Source organism: Microbacterium sp. FG3, from assembly GCF_057809335.1.
The window spans coordinates 1-20,014 of the sequence record NZ_JBMDJT010000045.1 but is presented as its reverse complement, the minus strand read 5'-3'; the positions used below and the strand labels follow the sequence as shown (position 1 = coordinate 20,014).

Below are 20,014 nucleotides of genomic sequence, written 5' to 3'. Positions count from 1 at the left end.
ATGTCACCGGGTGGCCGCACCGAGGCGGTCACGAACGGTCCGCCACCAGGTTCCACTGCTCGTCGAGAGTGGTGAGGAACGCGGAGGTGTCCTTGTCCACGGCCAGCGACTGCAGATAGTTCGAGATCTCGATCGCGGAGGGGATCAGGCTGATCGTCTGTGTGAAATAGTTGCCCGCCGCATACGCCTCGTGAAGTCCCGACAGGGCGGGGTCCTCACTCACGGGGGCGTCGATGCGCGGGGAGTAGTAGCCGGCGTCCTCGTTGTAGCCGTTGACGACCTCGGGCGACATCAGGTAATCCAGGAACTCTGTCGCGGCGGCGTTCTCAGCGGCGTCCGCGGAGAGCGCGAGTGACAGATCGGAGCTGGCGACCAGCCCGTTCCGATCCGGGTCGTCCGTGCCCGGGAAAGGGAAGGAGCCGAGATCGACATCCGGGTTCACCTCGCGGATCGGTGCGACAGCCCACGGCCCCTGCACCAGCATCGCCGCCTCTCCGTTCGCGATCATGGCGTTCCCGGAGTTGTAGTCGGTGTTGACGGCCGAGCCCTGCGCGTACGAGAACAGCTGGACGAACTTATCGGCGACCTCCTCGTAGTCCGCCGTGAAGGAGGGCTGCCCGCCATCCGCCGCGACACCGTCGGCGATGCTTGCGAAGAAGTCCTCGGGCTGGAGCTGACCGGACAAGGCGTTGAAGGCGAACTGCAGCGTCCACCCGTCGGCGAAGGTGCCCACGACCGGCGTGATGCCGGCGGCCTGGAAGACGTCAGCGGCCGCGATGAGCTCATCCCACGTCTGAGGCACTTCCACACCCAACTTGTCGAACACCTCGGCGTTGTAGAGGATGCCCGTCGTGGAGATCGAGAACGGAATCGTGTTCTGCTCGGTGTCCTTTCGGCCCAGTTCGTTGACGAGCTCCAAAGCGGCAGGGTCGATGTCGTCGATGACGTCGAAGCCCGACAGATCGGCGAAGACGCCCTGCTGGCTCAACTCGGCCATATCAGTGCTGCCCAGCCCGGCGACGAGCTCGGGGGCGTCGCCTTTGGAGATCAGAGACCGCAGCCGCGTGAAGCCGTCGTCGGCGTCGGCGGCTTGATCGAGCACGACATCGATGTCGGGGTGGTCGGCCTCGAAGTCGGCGACGGCCTGCGCGAAGAAGTCGGTCGCCTCGGACTTGGTGTTCAGGAACGTGATCGTCGTCGAATCGTCGTCACCTGATGAGCACCCCGCCAACGCTCCCGCCAACACTGCCGCGCTGCTCAGGGCAACCAGCGGCCTCAGTGATCTGCGCATTCTCATAGTTGCCTCGTTTCCTCGTGTTGTTGCGTGATTCCCCGATGCTATGGACTTCGCGATCAGACCTGCAAGTCCAAGACGTAAATTTTCTGTAAAGGCTTTCAATGAGGGTGGGTAGGCTGTCGAGCACGCACGAAAGGAGGGACTCGTGGCCCGGTCCCCGCAACGTCCCACCCTCGCCGAGATCTCCTCTGAAGCAGGAGTGAGCGTGGCCACGGTCAGCCGTGTGCTCAACGGGAAACCCGGCGTCGCGGCCGCGTTGCGACGCCGCGTGCAGAGCATCCTCACCGAGAACGGCTACGTCCGCGGCAGCGACTCGAACGCGGCGCCGCTGGTTGGAGTGGTCGTGCCCGATCTCACGAACCCCATCTTCGGCTTGTTCGCGGACGCGATCGAGGCCCAGCTGGCGGTGCATGGCTACAACGCGGTGCTCAGCTGCATCCGTACCAGCGGAGACGAGACGGAGTTCGCGGAGATGCTGCTGCGGGAGAACGCGGAGGGAGTGATCATCATCGCGGGGACGAACAACTTCGCGCTCCACGAACGGTCGGATCTTCTCGATCTCCAGCAACGCGGTCTGCGTATCGTGCTCGTCAACGGCCCCGCCAACGGCGTGCCCGCCCCCAGCCTCACGACCGACTTCGAGCACGCCCTCGGACTGGCGTTCAGCCACCTGCGCACGCTCGGACACACCGCTATCGGCTTTGCCGCAGGTCCCGCGGAATCCTCGTCGTCGGCGCTGCAGATCGGCGCGTTCACCCGCCTCGCCGACACCACAGGAGTGCACGGCGAACTGTTCGTCACCCCTTACTCCGTCGAGGGGGGAGCGGTCGCCGCGCGGCATTTCGTCGAGCGTTCCGTGACGGCGATCATCTGCGCGAGCGACCTGATGGCGCTCGGCGCCATCCGCAGCCTCGGGCATGCCGGGTACGACGTGCCCGGGGACGTCTCGGTCATCGGTTTCGACGACTCCCCCACGATGTCGTTCGTCGCGCCTGCGCTCACGACCATCCGCCAGCCCGTCGCCGAGATCGCCCAAGGCGCCGTGACCGCCCTGCTCGCCCTCGCCGCCGGTTCCCCGTCGGCGTCGGAGCTGCGCTACGAGGGCGAGCTTGTCGTGCGGGCAAGCACGGCGGTCGCGCGTGTCAGGGAAGGATGACGGACTTCAACGAACCCGGATCCCGGCGAAGGACCGTCATCGCGTCCACCGTCTGCTCCAGCGGGAACCGATGCGTAATGGTGGAGTCGACGTCCACCTGGCCCGTCGCGATCAGCGCGAGCGCTGCGGGGTAGGTGTTGGCGTATCGGAAGACACCGGCCAGCGTCACCTCCCTCCCTTGGAAGGAAGGAAGCTCCAGTGAGACCGTGTCGGCGCCCATGCCGACCAGGACGACGCGGGCCGCGGGGGCTAGCCGCGCCATCCCGCCGGCCAGGGCGGCCGGTGCTCCCGAGCACTCCAGCAGCACATCGAATCTGCCGGGGAGTTCCTCGTCAGGGCGGCGTGCCTCGAAGCCCAACCGGGCGGCGGCTGCGATACGGCGCTCGTTCAGGTCGGTGAGCGCGACGTGCTCCGCACCGGCGGCGCGGGCGACCTGCGCCGCGTAGAGGCCCACGGGCCCGGCACCGGTGACCAGCACGCGGTCACCGATCCCCACGCCGGCTTTGCGTGCCGCCCATACCCCGACCGAGACGGGCTCGGCCATCGCCGCGTGCTCGAACGTCATGCCTTCCGGGGCGGGGTGAGCGAACGCGGCGTCGATCGTGACGTATCGCGCCAGCGCCCCGTCGACCGGCGGGGTGGCGAAGAACACGATGTCCGGACACAGGTTGTAACGTCCCGACCGGCACTGCTGACACGTGCGGCACGGGACCCCCGGCTCCAACGCCACCGTTTGGCCGACCCGCGACGGGTCGACATCGGCACCGACTTCGACGATCTCCCCCGCCGCCTCGTGCCCGAGCACCATCGGCGATGCCACGACGTAGTCACCGATCCTGCCCTGCTCGTAGTAGTGGATGTCCGAGCCGCACACGCCCACGGCCCGCACGCGCACGAGCACGTCGCCCGGACCGGGGGCGGGGACAGACCGATCTTCGATTCGCAGATCCTCAGCCGCGTAGAGGACGGCGCTGGGGTTTCTCATTTCTTCTCCTCTTCTCGCTCGACAGCGGAGGCGTCGCGCAGCAGCCAGACTGTGGTCTGCGCGGGGATCTGCGCATCTGCGATGTCGGCGCTGGCGAGCACGATATGCCCGGCAGGCAGGGGGCAGGGTTCCTCGCCCAGATTGGCGAGGACCTCGATGGGACCGACCGCGAAGCGCAGCACATCGCCCTCGGAGTCGAGCCAGCGCAACGAGGCGTCACCGAGCTCCTGCCGGTGGCGGATCTCGATGGCCGACTGGTACAGGCTGAGGGTGCTGTCCGGATCGTGCCGCTGCACGTCGGCGGCGATCTCCCGCCATGTGCTCGGTTGCGGCAGCCACGATGCTCCCGTCGGGGAGAACCCGAAGGCGGGTGCGTCGGCGATCCACGGGAGCGGCACACGCGAACCGTCGCGGCCCGCGATCGTACCGGCCGAGCGGTACCAGGTGGGGTCCTGCCGGTGACGGTCCTCGAGCGTCGTGTGCTCGGGAAGTCCGAGCTCCTCCCCCTGATAGATGTAGACGCTTCCCGGCAGTGCGAGCATGAGAGCGCTCACGGCGCGTGCCCGCCGCAGGCCCACCTCATGATCAGGCTGCAGGTCGCGGGGACCGATGCCCACCCCGTTCGGGATCCGCGGGTTCGCGGAACCGAGTCGGGAAACGTGACGGACGTTGTCGTGGTTGTTGAGCACCCATGTGCTCGGTGCTCCGACGTGACCGTACTCGCGCAGGGACTCGTCGATGACGTCGCGGATCTCCGCCGCACCTACTGCCGCGAGAAAGGCGAAGTTGAACGCCTGATGCATCTCGTCGGGTCGCACGTAGCGCGCCAGACGGCTGACCGGCTCGACGTACGCCTCCGCGACGAGGATGCGTTCGCCGTCGTACTCGTCGACGATGCTCCGCCATCGGCGGAAGATCTCGTGTACCCCGTCGTTGTCCCACATCGGCGACCGCGTGCCGTCCGGGGCGAACCCGTGCGCGTGCTGATACTCGACGGGATAGTCAGGGAAATCCGCCGCCTTCACCAGACCGCGGGCGACGTCGACGCGGAAACCGTCCACCCCCAGGTCGAGCCAGAACCGCAGAACCCCGTCGAACAGGTCCCGCACGTCAGCGTTGCTCCAGTTGAAGTCAGGCTGGCTGGAGTCGAAGAGGTGCAGGTACCACTGGTCACTGTCGCCGACACGGGTCCATGCCGGGCCGGCGAAGACACTCTCCCAGTTGTTGGGTGCCACATCTCCCGACGCTCCGCGCCCGGTGCGGAAGATGTAGCGGTTGCGCTCGGGGCTGTGCGGGGCGGCGGCCAGTGCGGCGCGGAACCACGGGTGCTCGTTGGAGGAGTGGTTGGGAACCAGATCGATGATGACCCTGATCCCCTGTGCATGCGCCCGCTCCAGCAGCTCACGGAAGTCCTCGATCGTCCCGAAGAGCGGGTCGACCCCGCAGAAGTCGCTGACGTCGTAGCCGGCATCGTTCTGCGGCGAGGGGTAGAAGGGCGACAGCCAGACGGCGTCCACGCCGAGTCGTTCCAGGTGGTCGAGCCGTTCGGTGATCCCCGGCAGGTCTCCGATACCGTCCCCGCTGGCGTCTCCGAAGGAACGCGGATAGATCTGGTAGATCACCGCCCGGCGCCACCAGTCCGCGGCGGGGAGGAGGTGAGGTTCTGCTGACGGGTTCTGGTTGTTCCCGGATGTCGATGTCATTTGACTGCTCCCTGAATGAGACCGGCGATGATCTTGCGCTGAAAGACGAGGAAGAGGACGAGGGCGGGCACGGAGATCAGCAACGCCGCAGCGTTCAGAAGCGGCACGTCCGTGAGATATTGCCCTTGGAACGCGCCGAGAGCGCCCGCGAGGGTGCGCTGTGTGGGGTCGTCCACGAGAGCGACCGGGATGAGGAACCCGTTCATCGTCCACAGCGACAGCAGCAGGGCGAGCGAGGCGAGCGAGTTCGCCGCGAGCGGCAGGTGGATCGATGAGAACAAGCGTGTGCTCGATGCACCGTCCACGAGCGCCGCCTCGGTGAGTTCCCGCGGCACGCTGACGAAGTGCGTGCGCATCCAGAACACAGCGAAGGGAAGAAGCGTCGCGATCATGGCGATGCACACCGCCCATCGGGTGTTGAGAAGTCCCATCGCCTTGAACTGGTAGTACAGCGGCACGATGAGGGACTCGACGGGTATCGCCAGCCCCAAGACGAACACGATCAGGACGATCCCGCTCCCCCGGGGTGCGAGCACCGCCAGGCCGTAACCGGCGAGCGACGCGGCCAGAAGCGTGACAGGCACCACCACGACCACGATCTGTGCCGTGGAGCTGAGCAGCATGAGCATGTCGGACGAGGCGAACGCGGTCACGAAGTTGTCGAAGCGGGGCTCCTCGGGCCAGCCCAGGCCCTGCCCGACGGTTCCCGAGGGTGTGATCGCGGAGGTGAACATGCTCAGCAGCGGCACGAGCGTGACGATCATGGCGATCAGCAGGACACCGCGACCGATCCACGCTTCCGATCGGGAGATTCTCATTCGTCGCGCTCCCTCAAGATCGCCTGGAGCGTCGCGGCGATCGCGACGACGATCACCATCAGCACGATGCCCAGCGCCGAGCTCTGCCCGACCTGGAACTTCGTGAAAGCGAGCTGGTAGATCTGCAGCCCCGGGACCATCGTCGACACGCCGGGGCCGCCGCGCGTGGTCATGTAGACCAGGTCGAAGGTCTGCAGCGCGGAGATGACGGTCACCGTGACGCATACGCCGATCTCCCGTCGGATCCCGGGGATCGTCACGGAACGCAGCTCACGGAAGAAACCGGCACCGTCCAGCGCGGCGGCCTCGAAGAGACTCGGATCGATCTTGGCCATCCCCGTCAGCAGCAGGACGAGACAGAAGCCCACACCCACCCAGGTGCCGACGAGCCCGAGCGCGGGCAGGGCCGTGTCGAAGTCGCCGAGCCACGGACGCGCCAATGCACCCAGGCCCACCGCCTCAAGGATCTGATTGATGACCCCGTTCGAGGAGTACACCCAGTTCCACGCAAGCGCAGACGCAGCCAGCGGGAGCACCTGCGGGATGAACAGGACGACGCGGCCCACGGCGCCGAACCGCCCGGAGACGCGCCGGGCGACGCTCGCCGCAGCGACCGCGATCAGGATGGGCAGCACCGTGAAGAACACGATCAACGCCAGCGAGTGCAGGATGCTCCCGTACAGTTCCGGATCGGTGAAGACGGCGGCATAGTTCGACAGGCCGATGAACTCGGCCTGACCGATACCGTCCCAGTCATACAGCGAGTACTGGGCGGCGGTGCCCAGCGGGAACAGCATGAAAATGGCGTAGATGAGCACCGCCGGCACGAGGAACAGCCACGGCGTTACACGGCCGGTCCGGGGGCCGCGTCGCGGTGTGTTGCGACGCGGCCCTCGGCGCGGCGTGGAGGCAAGGCCCGTCATCGATTAGCGGCCCAGTTCGGATTCGTAGTCCGCCTGGACCTTCGCGACGAACTCGGCGGGGGTGATCTGCCCCGACGCGAGCAGCTCCAGCTGCGGCGCGAACGTGGAGGCCTGGATGCCGGCCGTGGTGTTGGCGAAGAAGTCGACCAGCGCGTCATCCTCCGTCGCGGCGACACCGGCAGCGAGAGTCTGCGATGTCACCGGTCCCGCCTCCGGGATCTCCCCGTCCGCCGCGCCGCCGGGCGCGTTCCCCGCGAGGGTGACGGTGATCTCACGAGCGGTGGGGTCGGTGTTGACCCAGTTCAGGAAGAAGGCCGCGAGGTTGGGGTTGTCGCCCTTGCTGGGCACGCCCCATGTCTGCGCCGATGCGTCGGTGCCGTAGTCGCCGCCCGCCGTGACGGGCGGAAGCAGGAAGAACCCGGCGTTGTCGCTCATCGATGTGTCGAAGGCGCCCGAGTTCCAGTCGCCCGTGACGTAGAACAGCGAGTCGCCGTCCTTGAGGCGCACCGCCGCGTCCTCCTCCGTGAGGCTGAGGTAGTCCTCAGGGAAGTACCCGGCCTTCTGCCAGTCCTGCACGGTCTGGGCGGCCTGGTTCATCGCAGGCTGGTCGAACGTCGCCCCTTCGACGCGGTACTCCCAGTCCTTCACGGCGTCGAGCGTCCCCGCATCGGCGGCGTAGTTGAAGGTGAGGGTGTCGTAGACGTAGTTCAGGGCCGAGCTGGGCTGGCCGATCGGTGTCACCCCCGCGGCCTTCGCCGTCTCCAGCATGGAGACGAACTCGTCCAGTGTCGACGGCGCCTCCGTGATGCCCAGGCTCTCCGCGACGGTCTTGTTGTAGTAGACGCCGACAATGTTCCAGCCGACGCCCATCATGAGATACAGGCTTCCGGTGCCTCGGGTGAGCCCGTCGTCAGCGACGGACATCATGTTCATGATCTCGGCCGGGTACTCGTCCCAGCCGTAGGCGTCACGGTACGCATCCAGATTGGTCAGCAGACCGTTCTTGGCGTTGTTGCCGACACTGGCCAGGCGTACGAGGTCGGGCGCGTCGTCGCTCGCCATGAGACGGGGCAGATTCTGCTGCAGCGTGCTGAAGTCGGTCTCCTGCGCGTTGATCGTGACCGAAGGGTACTGACGCTCGAACTCCTCGAACAGTGCCGTGAACGTCGCGTTCGGGGGAACCGCGACATCCAGCGTCGTGTCCTCGGTCGGCGCCTCGGTACTGATGGGAGTGGACGTGCTGGCCTGCTGTGCCGCGCCGGGCGCGCACGCGGTGAGACCGGCGACAGTGACGGCGACAGCGGCCGCGACGGCGAGACCGCGCCTGGGATAGGACGTTGCGATAGGCATGGGTGGTGCTCCTTTCGGTGTGATGTCAGTCGTGCGGGGATTGCGTCGGTGGTGCTGTGCGGGAAGGGATGATGAGCGCCTCGGCGTGCTGGCCGATGTGCCGGCCGTCCAGCACGATGTCCGCGGCGAGCGGCGTCTGGACGGCGACGGGACGAAGTAACTGGACGCGGAAGGTCGCGACGCCCTCCGCGCGACCCTCGATGGTCACCGTCACGTGCTGTGGGTGTGCGACGGCCGCCTCGGGGAGCACGAGCCGGACCTCGGCCGAGACCGGCCCGGGAGCGGTGTTCGTGACATGCACCTGCACCGTCGCGCCACCGTCAGGATCGAAGGTCGGCAGGTACGGGGAGATGCGCGCGAGGAAGCCCGTCGTCGGGTTCTGCTCGTCGAAGTCGACGAGCAGCCGATCGTGGATCTCCACGAGCTGCTCCCCCTGCGCCCGGATCATCGCGATGTACTCGTCGTCCACCTCGCGCGGGTTCCAATGCCCCGACAGCATCACGTCCGGCCGTACGCGCGCGAACAGCTCGGCGCTTCGGAGGTAATCGCCCGGCTGGAAGATGTTCCGGTACTGATAGTTCAAGTCGTCGGGAGAACCGGGGGCGCCTAGACCATCCTGCTGATCGCCCGTGACGAGATAGGTGCGTCCATCCACCCTCACCTCGTAGGCAACGGCATACTGCGTGTGCCCGGGAAGGTCGTGGACGACGATCTCGTACTCGCGCCAGCGGAAGCTCTCCCCCGAGGCGAGCTCGCGGTCGGCGACGATCGGGTCGAACCATTGGCACGGCAAGTCCATCAGCCCCGGATGCGCGAGGATCTCGGAGAATCGCCGGGGACACCAGACCTGGGTGCCTTCGACAGCACGGAGGAGGTTGATCCCCGCGACATGATCGTCGTGGTAATGGGTCGGGGCGACGACTTCGATCGTGCTCACGCCGAACTGCGACTTCAGCGCCGGAATCGACCCGAGCGACGGGCGGCGGGCGGCCCGCTCTGTGCCTGCGGGCATCCCGGGTGTCAGGTCGTAGCCGAAGTCGAACAGCAACGCCTGCCCGCCCTCGGACAGCAGCACATAACTGCGGCCGTGCGATGCGACGTTCATCAGCAGATGTGGTGCCACCTCGACGTAAGGCGCGGCCGCCCACGTCCGGATCGGGCGACGATTCACCGGCGGCTTCGGGTGGTACTCGTGGAGATCCACGTAGTCCTGCAGGTTGTCCGCCAGCAGGCGGAGGGCTTCGCCCGGGTCCGTGATCGGCTCTCCGTGCGACGGCAGAAGCACGTCGGCATGGTGGCGGCCGAGCTCCAGCGCGCTGAGGATCGCTGACTCGGCCCCCTCGACCCCAACATAGTTCCACTGCAGCGCCGCGAGCGAGTGGACCTTGCCCGGCGCCGCGATCGCATCGCCCGTGAAGAGCAACGTACCGGTGCGCGTCGTGACGAGATACGACACCGACCCGACAGTGTGCCCGGGGGTCGGCAGCGCTACGAGACGGATATCACCGATCGTCCTCTCCTCGTGATCGTCGAGGGGCACGGCGTGAGGGGTGGAGCGCAGTGGGGTGAACCGCTGCTCCCGCAGAACGTAGTCGTTCAGCGGGGACTGGCGGGCCCAGTGTTCCTCGGCATGCGCGATGACATCGTGCTCTCCGGCGGGGACCCACACGCGCACGTCGGCAGAGAGACGGTCAAGTCCCTGCACCTGGTCGCGATGGACATGGGTGATGAAGACATCTGTGAGCTCGCCGAGGCCCGCCTCGGCGAGGTGGTCCAGCACCGCCCCCGACCCGAAATCGATCGCGATCGCGGTGCGGGGGCCCGTGCGCACGACATAACAGCGGCACGTGTCGTACACAACGATCACGTCGTCTCGAACTCGCTCCCACGGAGTGTTCAGGATGCTCTCCTTCGCAAACGCTTGCGCTGATGCGCTGCCCACCTCACCTCATTGCTCAGCGGTCCGTTCAGAGTATATTCGCTTCCGGTACGACAGGGAGAGGAAATTGACGCAAGCGCTTGCGTTGTTTAGAGTCTCCTCATGGCGTCGCTCCGGCCTGACATGGCACAGCTTGCGGAGATGCTCGGCGTGTCGGTATCCACGGTCTCCCGGGCATTGAGCGGAAAGCCGGGTGTATCCGATCGCACGCGCCGCCGAGTCACACAGCTGGCGCGAGAGGTCGGCTACACGGTGTCCCCCTCAGCTTCCCGCCTGGCAAAGGGGCGCACCAACACCGTGGCGCTCATCGTCACCGCGCCCGAACAGTGGTATCAGTCCGCGGCGATCGCACGGGCCAGCGCGATCCTGCACGCATCGGGCCACGACATCGCACTCTTCAACATCAGCGCAGAGGATGTCCGTTCCCGTCTGCTCAGCGGCCCGGGGCTCGCAGGCAGGGCGGACGGCGCCCTGGTCGTGTCCACCTCCCTCCTCCCCCACGAGGAGAAGGCCCTCAGCGAGTCAGACATCCCCGCGATCGGAGTAGGCACGGTGCTGGACCGGTTCTCGTTCGTCACCGTCGACAACGAGGCGGAGATCGCGACCGGCGTCCGGTATCTGCTCGAACTGCAACACACCCGCATCGGGCTGATCCAGGGCTCCACGCCCGCGAACGGCGTCAACTACGTCGCGCAGGAACGCGGCAACGGATTCCACCGAGCCATGGGCGAACACTTCGATCCCGCACTGGTCATCCGCGCCGCCGGCGACGATGCGGAGTCCGGCGCATCCGCGCTGGCCGCCCTATTAGCGCGACCAGACTCGCCCACCGCCGTGATCGCGGAGTCCGACCTCCTCGCCGCCGGGGCCATCCAAGCCGCGCGGAGAATGGGACTCTCCGTCCCCGACGACCTCTCCGTCATCGGCTTCGACGACAGCCCCATCGCAGAGCTCCTCGAGCTCACGACAATCCGTCAAGACCCCGCCACACAAGCCGAACACGCAACCCGGCTACTGCTCGAGACGCTGTCCGGCCCCGCATCCCCACACGACTTCACCTTCCAACCCTGCTCGCTCATCGTTCGACACACCGCTCACGTCGTCAGCCACGGCTCGTAGCCGAGGACGTGGCACTACCCGTCCACGCCCGACTCGACGGCGGTCGCCGCGCCCGTGGACGAACGCACCACGAGCTCCGGCTGGAAGAGAACCATAGAGGGAGCCCCGGATGTCTCCACAAGCCGGCGGACGAGGAAAAGCGCGGCCTCCTCCGCGATGCTCTCGATAGGTTGCCTGATCGTTGTCAGCGATGGATCGGTGAAGAGCATGAAGGCCGAATCGTCCAGACCCACGATGGAGAGGTCGCCGGGGACGGAAAGTCCGTTGCGCGCCGCCGCCCGCAGCCCGCCGAGCGCCATGATGTCGCTGCCGTAGACGATTGCCGTCGCACCCTTCTGCAGCAACTCCGTCGTGGACATGTCCCCTCCTTCGATGCTGTAAAGCCCGGAGACCACGAGCCCACGCTCGGCCGCGCCGGCCTCTCGCGCGAAGCCGGCGATCTGCAACTGCGCCGAGTACACCGCAGGCGGGCCGGTGGCGAGCCCGATGCGCTCATGCCCCAGATTCCGCAGATGGCGGATCGCCCGCTCCACACCGGCGGAGAAGTCGGTCGACAGCGTCGGCGCCTCGCTCACACCGGAGGGACCGTTGATGGAAACAACCTGGAGCCCTCGCTCGACGAGAGATCGCAAACTCTCCGGCCTGCGGGTCCCATTGCTCGTAGAGCCCGCCACGATGACGAGCCCTAACGCAGAGTTGCGCAAGAGAAACTCGGCGAAGTCGTCCTCATCCTCCACTGTCCGCCCCTGAGCCACGATCGCGCGCACCCCCTGCAACGACAGCTGCATATCGAGCTGCCGGCCGAACAAACCGAAGATCGGGTTGTGCAGTTCGGGCAACAGCACCCCGACGACCTGGGAGGACGGCAGCTCCCGCTCGTCCAGATACTCCGTCCGCCGGAGAGCCTCCCGCACCCGCCGACGAGTCGCCTCAGATACCCCCGGCTTGCCGTTGAGCACCCGGCTCACGGTGGACTCGCTCACACCCGTTGCTTCGGCGATATCGGCCAAGGTCACACGCATCCATCAACTGTACGCGGCACACCGCAAGTCACATTGCGGATCTTTCGGGATTATGCGCAAATTGCTTGCGTAAATCCGAGGGAGTCGATAGCGTCGCCGGAACACAGACTCAAGAAGGAGCCCGATGTTGGACGCTGGTGTACGAGACCTGCTGGAGAGGACGCTGGTGACCCGCGTCGAAGTCGATCGGTTCCTCGATCCGAATGCGCCGAAATGGGCACGCTTCGACGCACAGCTCGGCTACTTGCCGCATCCCTCCGACGTACCGGACAACATCGACGGGGCGCTGAGCTATTACCGGTATGGACGGCGAGGAGAGCGACGCGTCGTTAATTACCCCGAGGCGACGTCGCGCATCCACACATACGGGGACAGTTTCACACAGTGCCACCAGGTCAGTGATGGCGAGACCTGGCAGGAGGCGCTGGCGGCACACTTCGGGGAGCCGATATTGAACTTCGGCGTGGGCGGGTTCGGCGTGTATCACGCAGTCCAACGCCTCAAGCGTCTCGAGTTCTCCGACGACGGCGCATCCGTCGTCCTGCTGAACATCTACCTCGACGACCACTTCCGCAGCCTTGACTCTTACCGCCGCATCCGCGTCGGTAGCTGGCTCAGCGAGTACGATCGCGGGCTGAAGACGAGCATGTTCCACGCCAATCCCTGGGAGCACGTGCGTATCGACGCCTCCTCCTCGGAGTTGGTCACCCGCCCCAACGCCTGCCCGACTCCGGAGTCGCTCTACCAGCTCACCGACCTCGACTTCCTCGTGGAGACCTTCGGTGAGGACCTGATCGTACGCAAGATCGCCGCCGATATCACCGGCGACTACTCATTCGCCGACGACTACGCCGATCTCACCGAAACGTTGGGTATCGATCACGACCTGCCCGCGCGCCATCGAGCAGAACAGCTGTGGACGCGGTCGGCGTACCGGGCGACCAAGTCCATCCTCGCCGACCTCGCCCAGCAGATGCGAGCGAGTAACAAGACTCTCGTGGTCTTGCTGACCTATCCGTCAGAGGAGGTCGCGGCGTTCCTGCGGACTGGGCGGCGGCCGGACACCCCCGTTCTGCAAGACCTCGCGGAACTGGGGCTCCCCGTCATCGACGCCCTGGAACTCCATGCGAATGACTACGCGGCCTACGCGCTGTCGCCCCGGGAGTATGTAGGGCGTCTCTACAACGGCCACTACTCGCCGTTGGGCAACACGACATACGCGTTCATGATCAAGGATCGTCTCCTCCACGCCCTCGACGAGCAACCGCCGTCCTACGCCGACGCCGGACGGTCGTTCGCGAGCCTCGCCGGAAGGCTCGCCTGACCCACCCGAGCAAGCACTCGCTCCGGCGTTTCCATACCCAGAGCAAACACAGTTAGGAAAGCGCAATGAACAGGAAGTCTGTACTCGGCATCGCGGCCATGGCCGTGGTTGCCGCTCTCGCCCCAGGCTGCTCGGCATCCCCAGCGGATGGTGACGGCACGACGCTCACCTTTGCGATGTGGGACGAATCCCAACGACCAACCTACGAGAAGATGTTCGACCTGTTCACGCAGGAGAACCCGGACATCGAAGTGAAGATCGAGCTCACGCCGTGGGACAACTACTGGACGAAGCTGCAGACAGCCGCATCAGGAGGCGAGGTCGCGGACGTCTTCTGGATGAACGGGGCGAACTTCCCCCTCTATGCCTCCGAGCAGGTCATCCAGCCGCTCACCGACCAGACTGCGGCGGACTCCTCGGCTCCCGAAGGACTCATCGAGCTCTACACATGGGACAGCGAGCTCTACACCCTGCCCAGCAACTTCGACACGATCGCCGTGTGGTACAACAAAGCCATCTTCGACGCCGCCGACATCGACTACCCGACCCCGGAGTGGACGTGGGAGGACTACCGCAGGATCGCCGCGGAGCTCACCAACACCGCGGCGGGGATCTGGGGCACGGCGGCCCAGCTGAGCGAGCACACGGCCTTCTACAACACGATCTACCAAGCAGGCGGCTTCGCCGTCGGCGCAGACGGCACAACGAGCGGCTACGACCTTCCCGAGACCGAAAACGGACTGCAGTTCTGGGTCGACCTGCTGGAGGATGGCTCCTCGCCCACACTCGCCCAGATGGCGGACACGGACGTCGTCGACCTGTTCACGTCGGGCAAGCTCGCCATGCTGTGGGGCGGGTCGTGGAACTCGTTGAGCTTCTCGGAGTCGGAGCTCGGGGCAACCGGCTCGATCGGCGTCGCCTCCCTGCCCTACGGGCCAGAGAGCAACGCCGCCGTCATCCACGGTCTGGGCAACGTCATCTCCGCCACGACCGAGCACGCCGATGCGGCCAACAAGCTGGTCGCCTTCCTCGCATCCCAAGAGGCCGCGGAGGTCTACGCGGAGAACGGGGTCGGCTTCACCGTGGACGACACGGCGAACGAAGCCCTCATCGCGACGTATGCCGACGCGTTCGATCTCACACCGTTCAGCGAAGCCGCCGCGACCGGGATCGCCTTCCCACGCTCCGTGCACTCCCAGGTGTGGATGGACGCACAAATCAACGAGCTCACCCCCGTGTGGGAACTGTCCGAGACCGTTCACGACGGAGCGCTTGCACTCCACGAGGCAGTGCAAGCGGCCCTCGACGACGAATGAGCACGAACACCGCTCGGCCGGGCGAGCGAACCCGGCAGCGCGCGGTGGTCTCCCGGCGCGCCGCACGCCGGGAGAGCACCGCGGCCTATCTGATGCTTCTTCCCCTCCTGGTCGGGACGACGATCTTCTACTTCTACCCGATCCTGCGCACCCTGCTCCTGTCGTTCATGGAGACCGGGGCGTTCCGCGGGGAGAGCTGGTCCGGTCTCACCCAGTATCAGCGGCTCTGGGCGGACGAGGAGTTCTGGCGCTCACTGGGCAACAGCGGCATATACGCCGCCATCAGCATCATCGGGATCCCCCTGGCCCTCGTTATCGCGGTGCTGCTCAATCGAAACGGGCTGAGATTCAAGGGTGCTTTCCGGGTGCTCTACTTCCTACCGGTGGTGACTCTGCCCGTCGCCGTCGGCATGATGTGGTCGCTTCTGCTCAACGGCGACTTCGGACTGCTCAACCAGTTGCTCAGGACGATCGGGATCGAGGGGATGCCGTGGCTCGCCGACCGTCGCACGGCGCTCGTCGCGGTCGCCCTGGTGGGAGTGTGGGCGACGCTCGGCCAGAACATCGTGATCCTGCTCGCGGGCCTGCAGGGAATCCCTCGCGAGTACCGGGAGGCGGCATGGCTCGACGGCGCGGGACCTATCCGGGAGTTCCGCAGCATCACGGTTCCCCTCGTCACCCCGACGCTGTTCTTCGTGACCGTCATCACGCTCATCAACTCGATGCAGGCATTCGACCTGATCTACATCATGGTCGGTGCCGACAACCCGGCCATCTCGGCCTCGCAGACAGTCGTCTACTACTTCTTCAAGGCGGGCTTCCTCGTCCATGATCGCGCCTACGCGGCGACAATCGCCTGCGCCCTCATGATCGTCGTCCTGGCGCTGACCGCCATCCAATTCCGGCTCCAACGCAAGTGGGTTCACTATGCCTAACCACACGCTCCCCGGCAGCCCACGCCGCCTCGCAGACGCCGCGACCTATCTACTGCTGAGCGCCGGCGCCGCCATCATGATCGCGCCCTTCGCGTGGCAGATTCTCACGGCATTCAAGACCCCCGCCGAGGCACTGCGCGTGCCCCCGACCCTCCTACCCGACCAGTGGAGCCTCACCAACTTCACGACAGCGCTGTCCTCGATCCCATTCGGTGCGCAACTGATGACCTCCATCGCATCAGTGGGAGTGCGCTCCGTGGGGCAAGCACTCTTCTGCGCCCTTGCCGGCTACGCCTTCGCGCGCCTCATGTTCCCAGGAAAGAACATCCTCTTCCTCGCGATCCTGGCGATCCTGATGGTGCCATCACAGCTCTACCTCCTGCCCCAATACGAGATCATGTCGGCATGGGGCATCCTCAACTCCCTGCCCGCGCTCATCATCCCCGGAATCTTCAGCGCCTTCGGCACCTTCCTCATGCGCCAGTTCTTCATGAGCCTGCCACGAGAGCTCGAGGAAGCAGCAAAGATCGACGGGGCCGGCCACTTCCGCACCTTCTGGGTGATCATGCTCCCACTGGCGAAACCCGGGCTCATCACGCTGACGATCTTCACAGCGCTCTATTCGTGGAACGAGCTCCTGTGGCCCCTCATCGTCAATAACGACCCGAGCACTCTCAACCTCTCCGCGGGGCTGTCCTTCCTCGTCGGGCAGTACAGCACCAACTACCCCGTACTGATGGCAGGAGCCCTGATGGCGCAAGTGCCGATGGTGCTGCTTTTCCTACTACTACAGAAGCAGTTCATCAACGGCATCGCCTTCACCGGAGGAAAGTAGAAGGCAATCCGGCTCTTCGCGGGGGGCTGTCTGAGTAACAATGAAGCAGGTCAGCCGGGACTGTCTGAATAATGGTGTGTGAGGGGTCCGGCCTGATCCGTAAGGAGATGGCCGTGGCTGACACGACCACTGTCGTTGTTGACGACGAGATGATTGATCCCGTGACCGGGGAGATCATCGATCAGAAAGAACTCGCAGAACGCTTGCTCGCGCAGGCGAAGGAGCAGGGCGTGAGCTTGACGGGGCCCGGCGGTCTGCTCAGCCAGCTCACGAAGAACGTCCTCGAGACCGCGCTGAATGCCGAGTTGACCGAGCACCTCGGCCACGAACACGGCGGGACCCCAATCGGCGAGAACATGCGTAACGGGACGCGGGTCAAGACGGTGCTCACCGAGATCGGGCCCGTCGAGATCGAGGTGACCAGAGACCGTGACGGCTCGTTCGAACCGGTGATCGTCCCGAAGAGGAAGCGCCGGCTGGACGGGGTCGATCAGATCGTGCTCTCGTTTACCGCGCGGGGGCTGACCACGGGTGAGATCGCCGCGCACTTCGACGAGGTCTATGGGGCGAAGGTCTCCAAGGACACGATCAGCCGGATCACCGAGAAGGTCACCGGGGAACTCACCGAATGGTCGAGCAGGCCGCTGGATCCGCTCTACCCGGTGATCTTCGTCGACGCGATCGTCGTGAAGGTCCGTGACGGGCAGGTGAGGAACACCCCGTTCTATGTCGTGATGGGCGTCACCGTGAACGGGGAACGCGATATCCTCGGCATCTGGGCCGGTGACGGTCAGGAAGGCGCGAGGTTCTGGCTGCAGGTGTTCACCGAGCTGAAGAACCGGGGCGTCGAGGACGTGCTCATCGCGGTCTGCGACGGGCTGAAGGGTCTCCCGGAGGCGATCAACACCACCTGGGAGCAAACGGTCGTCCAGCAGTGCATCGTCCACCTGATCCGCAACAGCTTCCTACGCCGGGCGGCAACACCGCGACGCGATCGTCCGTTCCCTCAAGCCCGTCTACACGGCCCCGTCGGAGCAGGCAGCGAAGGACAGGATCGAGGAGTTCGCCGCCGAGTGGGGCGAGAGGTACCCGGCGATCGTGCATCTCTGGCGCAGCTCCTGGGCGGAGTTCGTGCCGTTCCTCGAATACGACGTCGAGATCCGCCGCGTGATCTGCACCACCAACGCGATCGAGTCAATCAACGCCCGGTACAGGCGGGCCGTCCGGGCGCGCGGGCACTTCCCGAACGAGGCCGCCGCGATCAAGTGCCTGTATCTCGTCACGCGGTCGCTTGACCCGACTGGCGGCGGAAGGGCACGCTGGGTGATGAGGGGGAAGCCCGCGCTAAACGCGTTCGCGATCACCTTTGCACTGAAAACCGCCGGGCCCCACACACCGTTCATCGGACAGACCCACGTCTGTCGCCACGGCTTACCCGGCGAGCATCTCGCGACGCACCTCTCGGGTGATCTGCCTACGCTCTTGCGCGGTCCAGCGCCGTGCAGGCGTGTCGTCCTGGGTTGCGTGGGCGCGGCGCTCGTCGCGGATGGCGCGGCGGACGGCGAGGTTCTCGTGTGCGCGGGCGATGGGCAGGGCGATGGTGGCGTAGAGGCCGTGGCCGATGAGCTTGAGCGCGGTCCACCAGCAGACGACCATGCCGAGATACCACCATCCGGTGTGGCCGAGGAGGACGGCTCCGTAGCAGCCGATGCCGGCGACGGCGTAGGTGCCGCCGAGGAGGATGGTGGGGATGCCCCAGCGGAGCCCGCGGCGGGTGTGGAGGTGCCAGACGATGCGGTTGCTGGGCAGCCACTGCTGACACCAGCCGTACACCGCGGCTGCGGGGCGCATGAAGAGAAGGATGAGGAACATGTCGGGCCTCCACCAGGACGAGAGCGCGATGTGCTCGGCGATCGTTGGTGGCTGGGCCCCGATTGCTCCACCAGGGTGGAGCGTTCCTGAAAGTTGATGCGTGTTCGCCCGCCGGGTAGTTCCCATTCTACCGGGGTCTGGGGACATCGGCCAGTGCGGAGTTGCACGCACCGCGCTACCGGCGACCGCGCGTCCGAGGGCGATGTTGCGTCCAGGTGTTGCATCGCGACCGGGGGTAGCGTCAGGGGATGCCTGGCTTTCCGATCCCGCGCACGCTGCCGGGGTTGCGTGCTGCCTCGCGGCCGGAGGTGGTGTTGCAGGCGCACGCGGCGTTGCCGGGCGGGCTGAACGCGCAGCTCGCCTGGTTGTACGAGGCGTGCGACGGTTTCCTCACCGACGCCGGGATCACCGTCTACGAGGCGGCGGACATCGTGGAGCGGAACGTGACGTTCGAGGTGGCCGAGTATGCGCCGGGGTTCGTGGTGTTCGGTGATGATTCCGGTGGGCGCGGGTTCCTGCTCCATGCCGCGACGCCCGACTCCCCGGTGTATGCGAGCGACTTGGGCGACCTGGACCCCGGTCGTTTCGATGTCGTCGGTGAGGATCTGGCGGCCTGGGTCGCTGGCCTGGTCTGACACACCATCGACTGCGACCGCCACCTCGGCTCGCATCCGGTGCGGATACCCCGGAGGGGTATCCGCCGTGGAAATGCAAGACGTGTATCCGACTGTGAGAAGGACAGGTGCGCGGCGTGGTGGAGGAGGTCCGCGGAGCCGGTTTCGGGTAGAGAAGCGGCGGAACAGGTGCCGGTGGCTGGGCGTGTGGACTGGACATGATGCTGGAGGCGAGGATCGGGGGCGGGAGCGCGGCGTGAGAAGGGTTCGGGCGGTGCCGACCGTAGCTCATGGTGGGGGGTCGGCACCGTCCGGGGTGCTGGCGGTTATTCGTCCACGGTGGGGGCGAGGTCGTCGGCGCTGGTGATGAGGCGGGCGATGCCCGCTTGGATGAGGAGGTGGCATCCTGTGCTGGTGGTGCTCGTGATCGGGCCGGGCACTGCTCCCACCGTGCGCGCGAGGCGGTGCGCGGTGTGCGCGACCTGGGGTGCGCCCGAGCGTGCTCCGGCCTCTACGATCACGGTTGCAGCGGCGAGCGCTGCGAGGATGCGGGTGCGTGCAACGAACCGGGAGCGGGTCGGTGCAAGACTCGGCGGGGTCTCGGTGAGCACGAGGCCGTGCTCGGTGACCTGATGTAGCAGGCCGGTGTTGCCTGCCGGGTAGGGGCGGGCGATGCCGGATGCGAGGACGACGATGGGGTGCCCGGATGCGGCGAGGGTTGCGCGCGTGGCGGCGGCGTCGATCCCGTACGTGGGCTGTGTCAAGCTTCGTAGACGATCTCTTTGTGGATTTCAGGCCGCGGTTGC

At 66.2% G+C, this 20,014-nt stretch carries 17 protein-coding genes and 1 pseudogene; 8 read left to right on the top strand and 10 right to left on the bottom strand.

The window, feature by feature from the left end; translation table 11 throughout:
- Window positions 1-28: 28 nt before the first annotated feature.
- Window positions 29-1,399: an ABC transporter substrate-binding protein gene (locus ACODR5_RS12245; RefSeq protein WP_488983796.1), complete on the bottom strand. Its 1,371-nt coding sequence runs from the start codon at window positions 1,397-1,399 to the stop codon at window positions 29-31.
- A gap of 43 nt (window positions 1,400-1,442) precedes the next feature.
- On the opposite strand from ACODR5_RS12245, the gene ACODR5_RS12240 reads away from it, so the two are divergent.
- Window positions 1,443-2,453, top strand: coding sequence for a LacI family DNA-binding transcriptional regulator (locus tag ACODR5_RS12240; RefSeq protein WP_488983795.1), 1,011 nt, complete (start codon window positions 1,443-1,445; stop codon window positions 2,451-2,453).
- Here the strand turns inward: ACODR5_RS12240 and ACODR5_RS12235 are convergent.
- From ACODR5_RS12235 to ACODR5_RS12210, 6 genes are all read right to left on the bottom strand, one after another.
- Window positions 2,440-3,438 carry an NAD(P)-dependent alcohol dehydrogenase gene (locus ACODR5_RS12235; protein ID WP_124896083.1) on the bottom strand — a complete coding sequence of 333 codons (999 nt, stop codon included), beginning with the start codon at window positions 3,436-3,438 and terminating at the stop codon, window positions 2,440-2,442. The two genes, ACODR5_RS12240 and ACODR5_RS12235, sit on opposite strands and share 14 nt — an antisense overlap.
- Window positions 3,435-5,141 (bottom strand): glycoside hydrolase family 13 protein, encoded by a 1,707-nt coding sequence (locus ACODR5_RS12230; RefSeq protein WP_124896084.1) that lies wholly within the window; start codon window positions 5,139-5,141, stop codon window positions 3,435-3,437. The genes ACODR5_RS12235 and ACODR5_RS12230 overlap by 4 nt, the downstream gene beginning before the upstream one ends.
- Window positions 5,138-5,794, bottom strand: coding sequence for a carbohydrate ABC transporter permease (locus tag ACODR5_RS12225; protein WP_488983794.1), 657 nt, complete (start codon window positions 5,792-5,794; stop codon window positions 5,138-5,140). The genes ACODR5_RS12230 and ACODR5_RS12225 overlap by 4 nt, the downstream gene beginning before the upstream one ends.
- A 161-nt stretch (window positions 5,795-5,955) precedes the next feature.
- Window positions 5,956-6,786, bottom strand: a complete 831-nt coding sequence (locus ACODR5_RS12220) for a carbohydrate ABC transporter permease (RefSeq protein WP_488983793.1) — start codon at window positions 6,784-6,786, stop codon at window positions 5,956-5,958.
- A gap of 99 nt (window positions 6,787-6,885) precedes the next feature.
- Window positions 6,886-8,232 (bottom strand): ABC transporter substrate-binding protein, encoded by a 1,347-nt coding sequence (locus tag ACODR5_RS12215; protein WP_124896087.1) that lies wholly within the window; start codon window positions 8,230-8,232, stop codon window positions 6,886-6,888.
- 25 nt (window positions 8,233-8,257) lie between these two features.
- Window positions 8,258-10,174 carry an MBL fold metallo-hydrolase gene (locus ACODR5_RS12210; RefSeq protein WP_124896088.1) on the bottom strand — a complete coding sequence of 639 codons (1,917 nt, stop codon included), beginning with the start codon at window positions 10,172-10,174 and terminating at the stop codon, window positions 8,258-8,260.
- A gap of 99 nt (window positions 10,175-10,273) precedes the next feature.
- Between ACODR5_RS12210 and ACODR5_RS12205 the strand changes: the two genes are divergently transcribed.
- Window positions 10,274-11,290, top strand: a complete 1,017-nt coding sequence (locus tag ACODR5_RS12205; RefSeq protein WP_124896089.1) for a LacI family DNA-binding transcriptional regulator — start codon at window positions 10,274-10,276, stop codon at window positions 11,288-11,290.
- A gap of 14 nt (window positions 11,291-11,304) precedes the next feature.
- Here the strand turns inward: ACODR5_RS12205 and ACODR5_RS12200 are convergent, their stop codons facing one another.
- On the bottom strand, window positions 11,305-12,312 hold the full coding sequence (locus ACODR5_RS12200; protein ID WP_124896090.1) for a LacI family DNA-binding transcriptional regulator: 1,008 nt from the start codon (window positions 12,310-12,312) through the stop codon (window positions 11,305-11,307).
- A gap of 124 nt (window positions 12,313-12,436) precedes the next feature.
- Between ACODR5_RS12200 and ACODR5_RS12195 the strand changes: the two genes are divergently transcribed.
- From ACODR5_RS12195 to ACODR5_RS12175, 5 genes and pseudogenes are all read left to right on the top strand, one after another.
- A complete protein-coding gene (locus tag ACODR5_RS12195) occupies window positions 12,437-13,636 on the top strand; it encodes an SGNH/GDSL hydrolase family protein (protein WP_124896091.1) in 1,200 nt (399 codons plus the stop codon).
- Between the two features lie 65 nt (window positions 13,637-13,701).
- Window positions 13,702-14,952 (top strand): ABC transporter substrate-binding protein, encoded by a 1,251-nt coding sequence (locus ACODR5_RS12190; RefSeq protein ID WP_124896092.1) that lies wholly within the window; start codon window positions 13,702-13,704, stop codon window positions 14,950-14,952.
- Window positions 14,949-15,887 (top strand): carbohydrate ABC transporter permease, encoded by a 939-nt coding sequence (locus ACODR5_RS12185; protein WP_206427090.1) that lies wholly within the window; start codon window positions 14,949-14,951, stop codon window positions 15,885-15,887. Before ACODR5_RS12190 ends, ACODR5_RS12185 begins: the two co-directional genes overlap by 4 nt.
- Window positions 15,880-16,722: a carbohydrate ABC transporter permease gene (locus ACODR5_RS12180; protein ID WP_124896093.1), complete on the top strand. Its 843-nt coding sequence runs from the start codon at window positions 15,880-15,882 to the stop codon at window positions 16,720-16,722. Before ACODR5_RS12185 ends, ACODR5_RS12180 begins: the two co-directional genes overlap by 8 nt.
- A gap of 149 nt (window positions 16,723-16,871) precedes the next feature.
- Window positions 16,872-18,093, top strand: a pseudogene (locus ACODR5_RS12175) (IS256 family transposase); the annotation flags it as partial.
- 60 nt (window positions 18,094-18,153) lie between these two features.
- On the opposite strand, the gene ACODR5_RS12170 reads toward ACODR5_RS12175, so the two are convergent.
- The gene (locus tag ACODR5_RS12170) at window positions 18,154-18,594 is read right to left on the bottom strand and encodes a hypothetical protein (protein WP_164479504.1); all 441 of its coding nucleotides are present in this window, start codon (window positions 18,592-18,594) and stop codon (window positions 18,154-18,156) included.
- 248 nt (window positions 18,595-18,842) lie between these two features.
- Between ACODR5_RS12170 and ACODR5_RS12165 the strand changes: the two genes are divergently transcribed.
- The gene (locus tag ACODR5_RS12165; RefSeq protein ID WP_206427091.1) at window positions 18,843-19,229 is read left to right on the top strand and encodes a hypothetical protein; all 387 of its coding nucleotides are present in this window, start codon (window positions 18,843-18,845) and stop codon (window positions 19,227-19,229) included.
- A gap of 305 nt (window positions 19,230-19,534) precedes the next feature.
- Here the strand turns inward: ACODR5_RS12165 and ACODR5_RS12160 are convergent, their stop codons facing one another.
- On the bottom strand, window positions 19,535-19,972 hold the full coding sequence (locus ACODR5_RS12160) for a DNA-processing protein DprA (protein ID WP_488983792.1): 438 nt from the start codon (window positions 19,970-19,972) through the stop codon (window positions 19,535-19,537).
- Window positions 19,973-20,014: the final 42 nt, after the last annotated feature.

Coding starts and splice junctions, on each gene's coding strand:
- ACODR5_RS12215 (WP_124896087.1), bottom strand. CDS start 8,232: ATGCCTATCGCAACGTCCTATCCCAGGCGCGGTCTCGCCGTCGCGGCC.
- ACODR5_RS12195 (WP_124896091.1), top strand. CDS start 12,437: ATGTTGGACGCTGGTGTACGAGACCTGCTGGAGAGGACGCTGGTGACC.
- ACODR5_RS12200 (WP_124896090.1), bottom strand. CDS start 12,312: ATGCGTGTGACCTTGGCCGATATCGCCGAAGCAACGGGTGTGAGCGAG.
- ACODR5_RS12235 (WP_124896083.1), bottom strand. CDS start 3,438: ATGAGAAACCCCAGCGCCGTCCTCTACGCGGCTGAGGATCTGCGAATC.
- ACODR5_RS12190 (WP_124896092.1), top strand. CDS start 13,702: ATGAACAGGAAGTCTGTACTCGGCATCGCGGCCATGGCCGTGGTTGCC.
- ACODR5_RS12205 (WP_124896089.1), top strand. CDS start 10,274: ATGGCGTCGCTCCGGCCTGACATGGCACAGCTTGCGGAGATGCTCGGC.
- ACODR5_RS12230 (WP_124896084.1), bottom strand. CDS start 5,141: ATGACATCGACATCCGGGAACAACCAGAACCCGTCAGCAGAACCTCAC.
- ACODR5_RS12170 (WP_164479504.1), bottom strand. CDS start 18,594: ATGTTCCTCATCCTTCTCTTCATGCGCCCCGCAGCCGCGGTGTACGGC.
- ACODR5_RS12185 (WP_206427090.1), top strand. CDS start 14,949: ATGAGCACGAACACCGCTCGGCCGGGCGAGCGAACCCGGCAGCGCGCG.
- ACODR5_RS12165 (WP_206427091.1), top strand. CDS start 18,843: ATGCCTGGCTTTCCGATCCCGCGCACGCTGCCGGGGTTGCGTGCTGCC.
- ACODR5_RS12180 (WP_124896093.1), top strand. CDS start 15,880: ATGCCTAACCACACGCTCCCCGGCAGCCCACGCCGCCTCGCAGACGCC.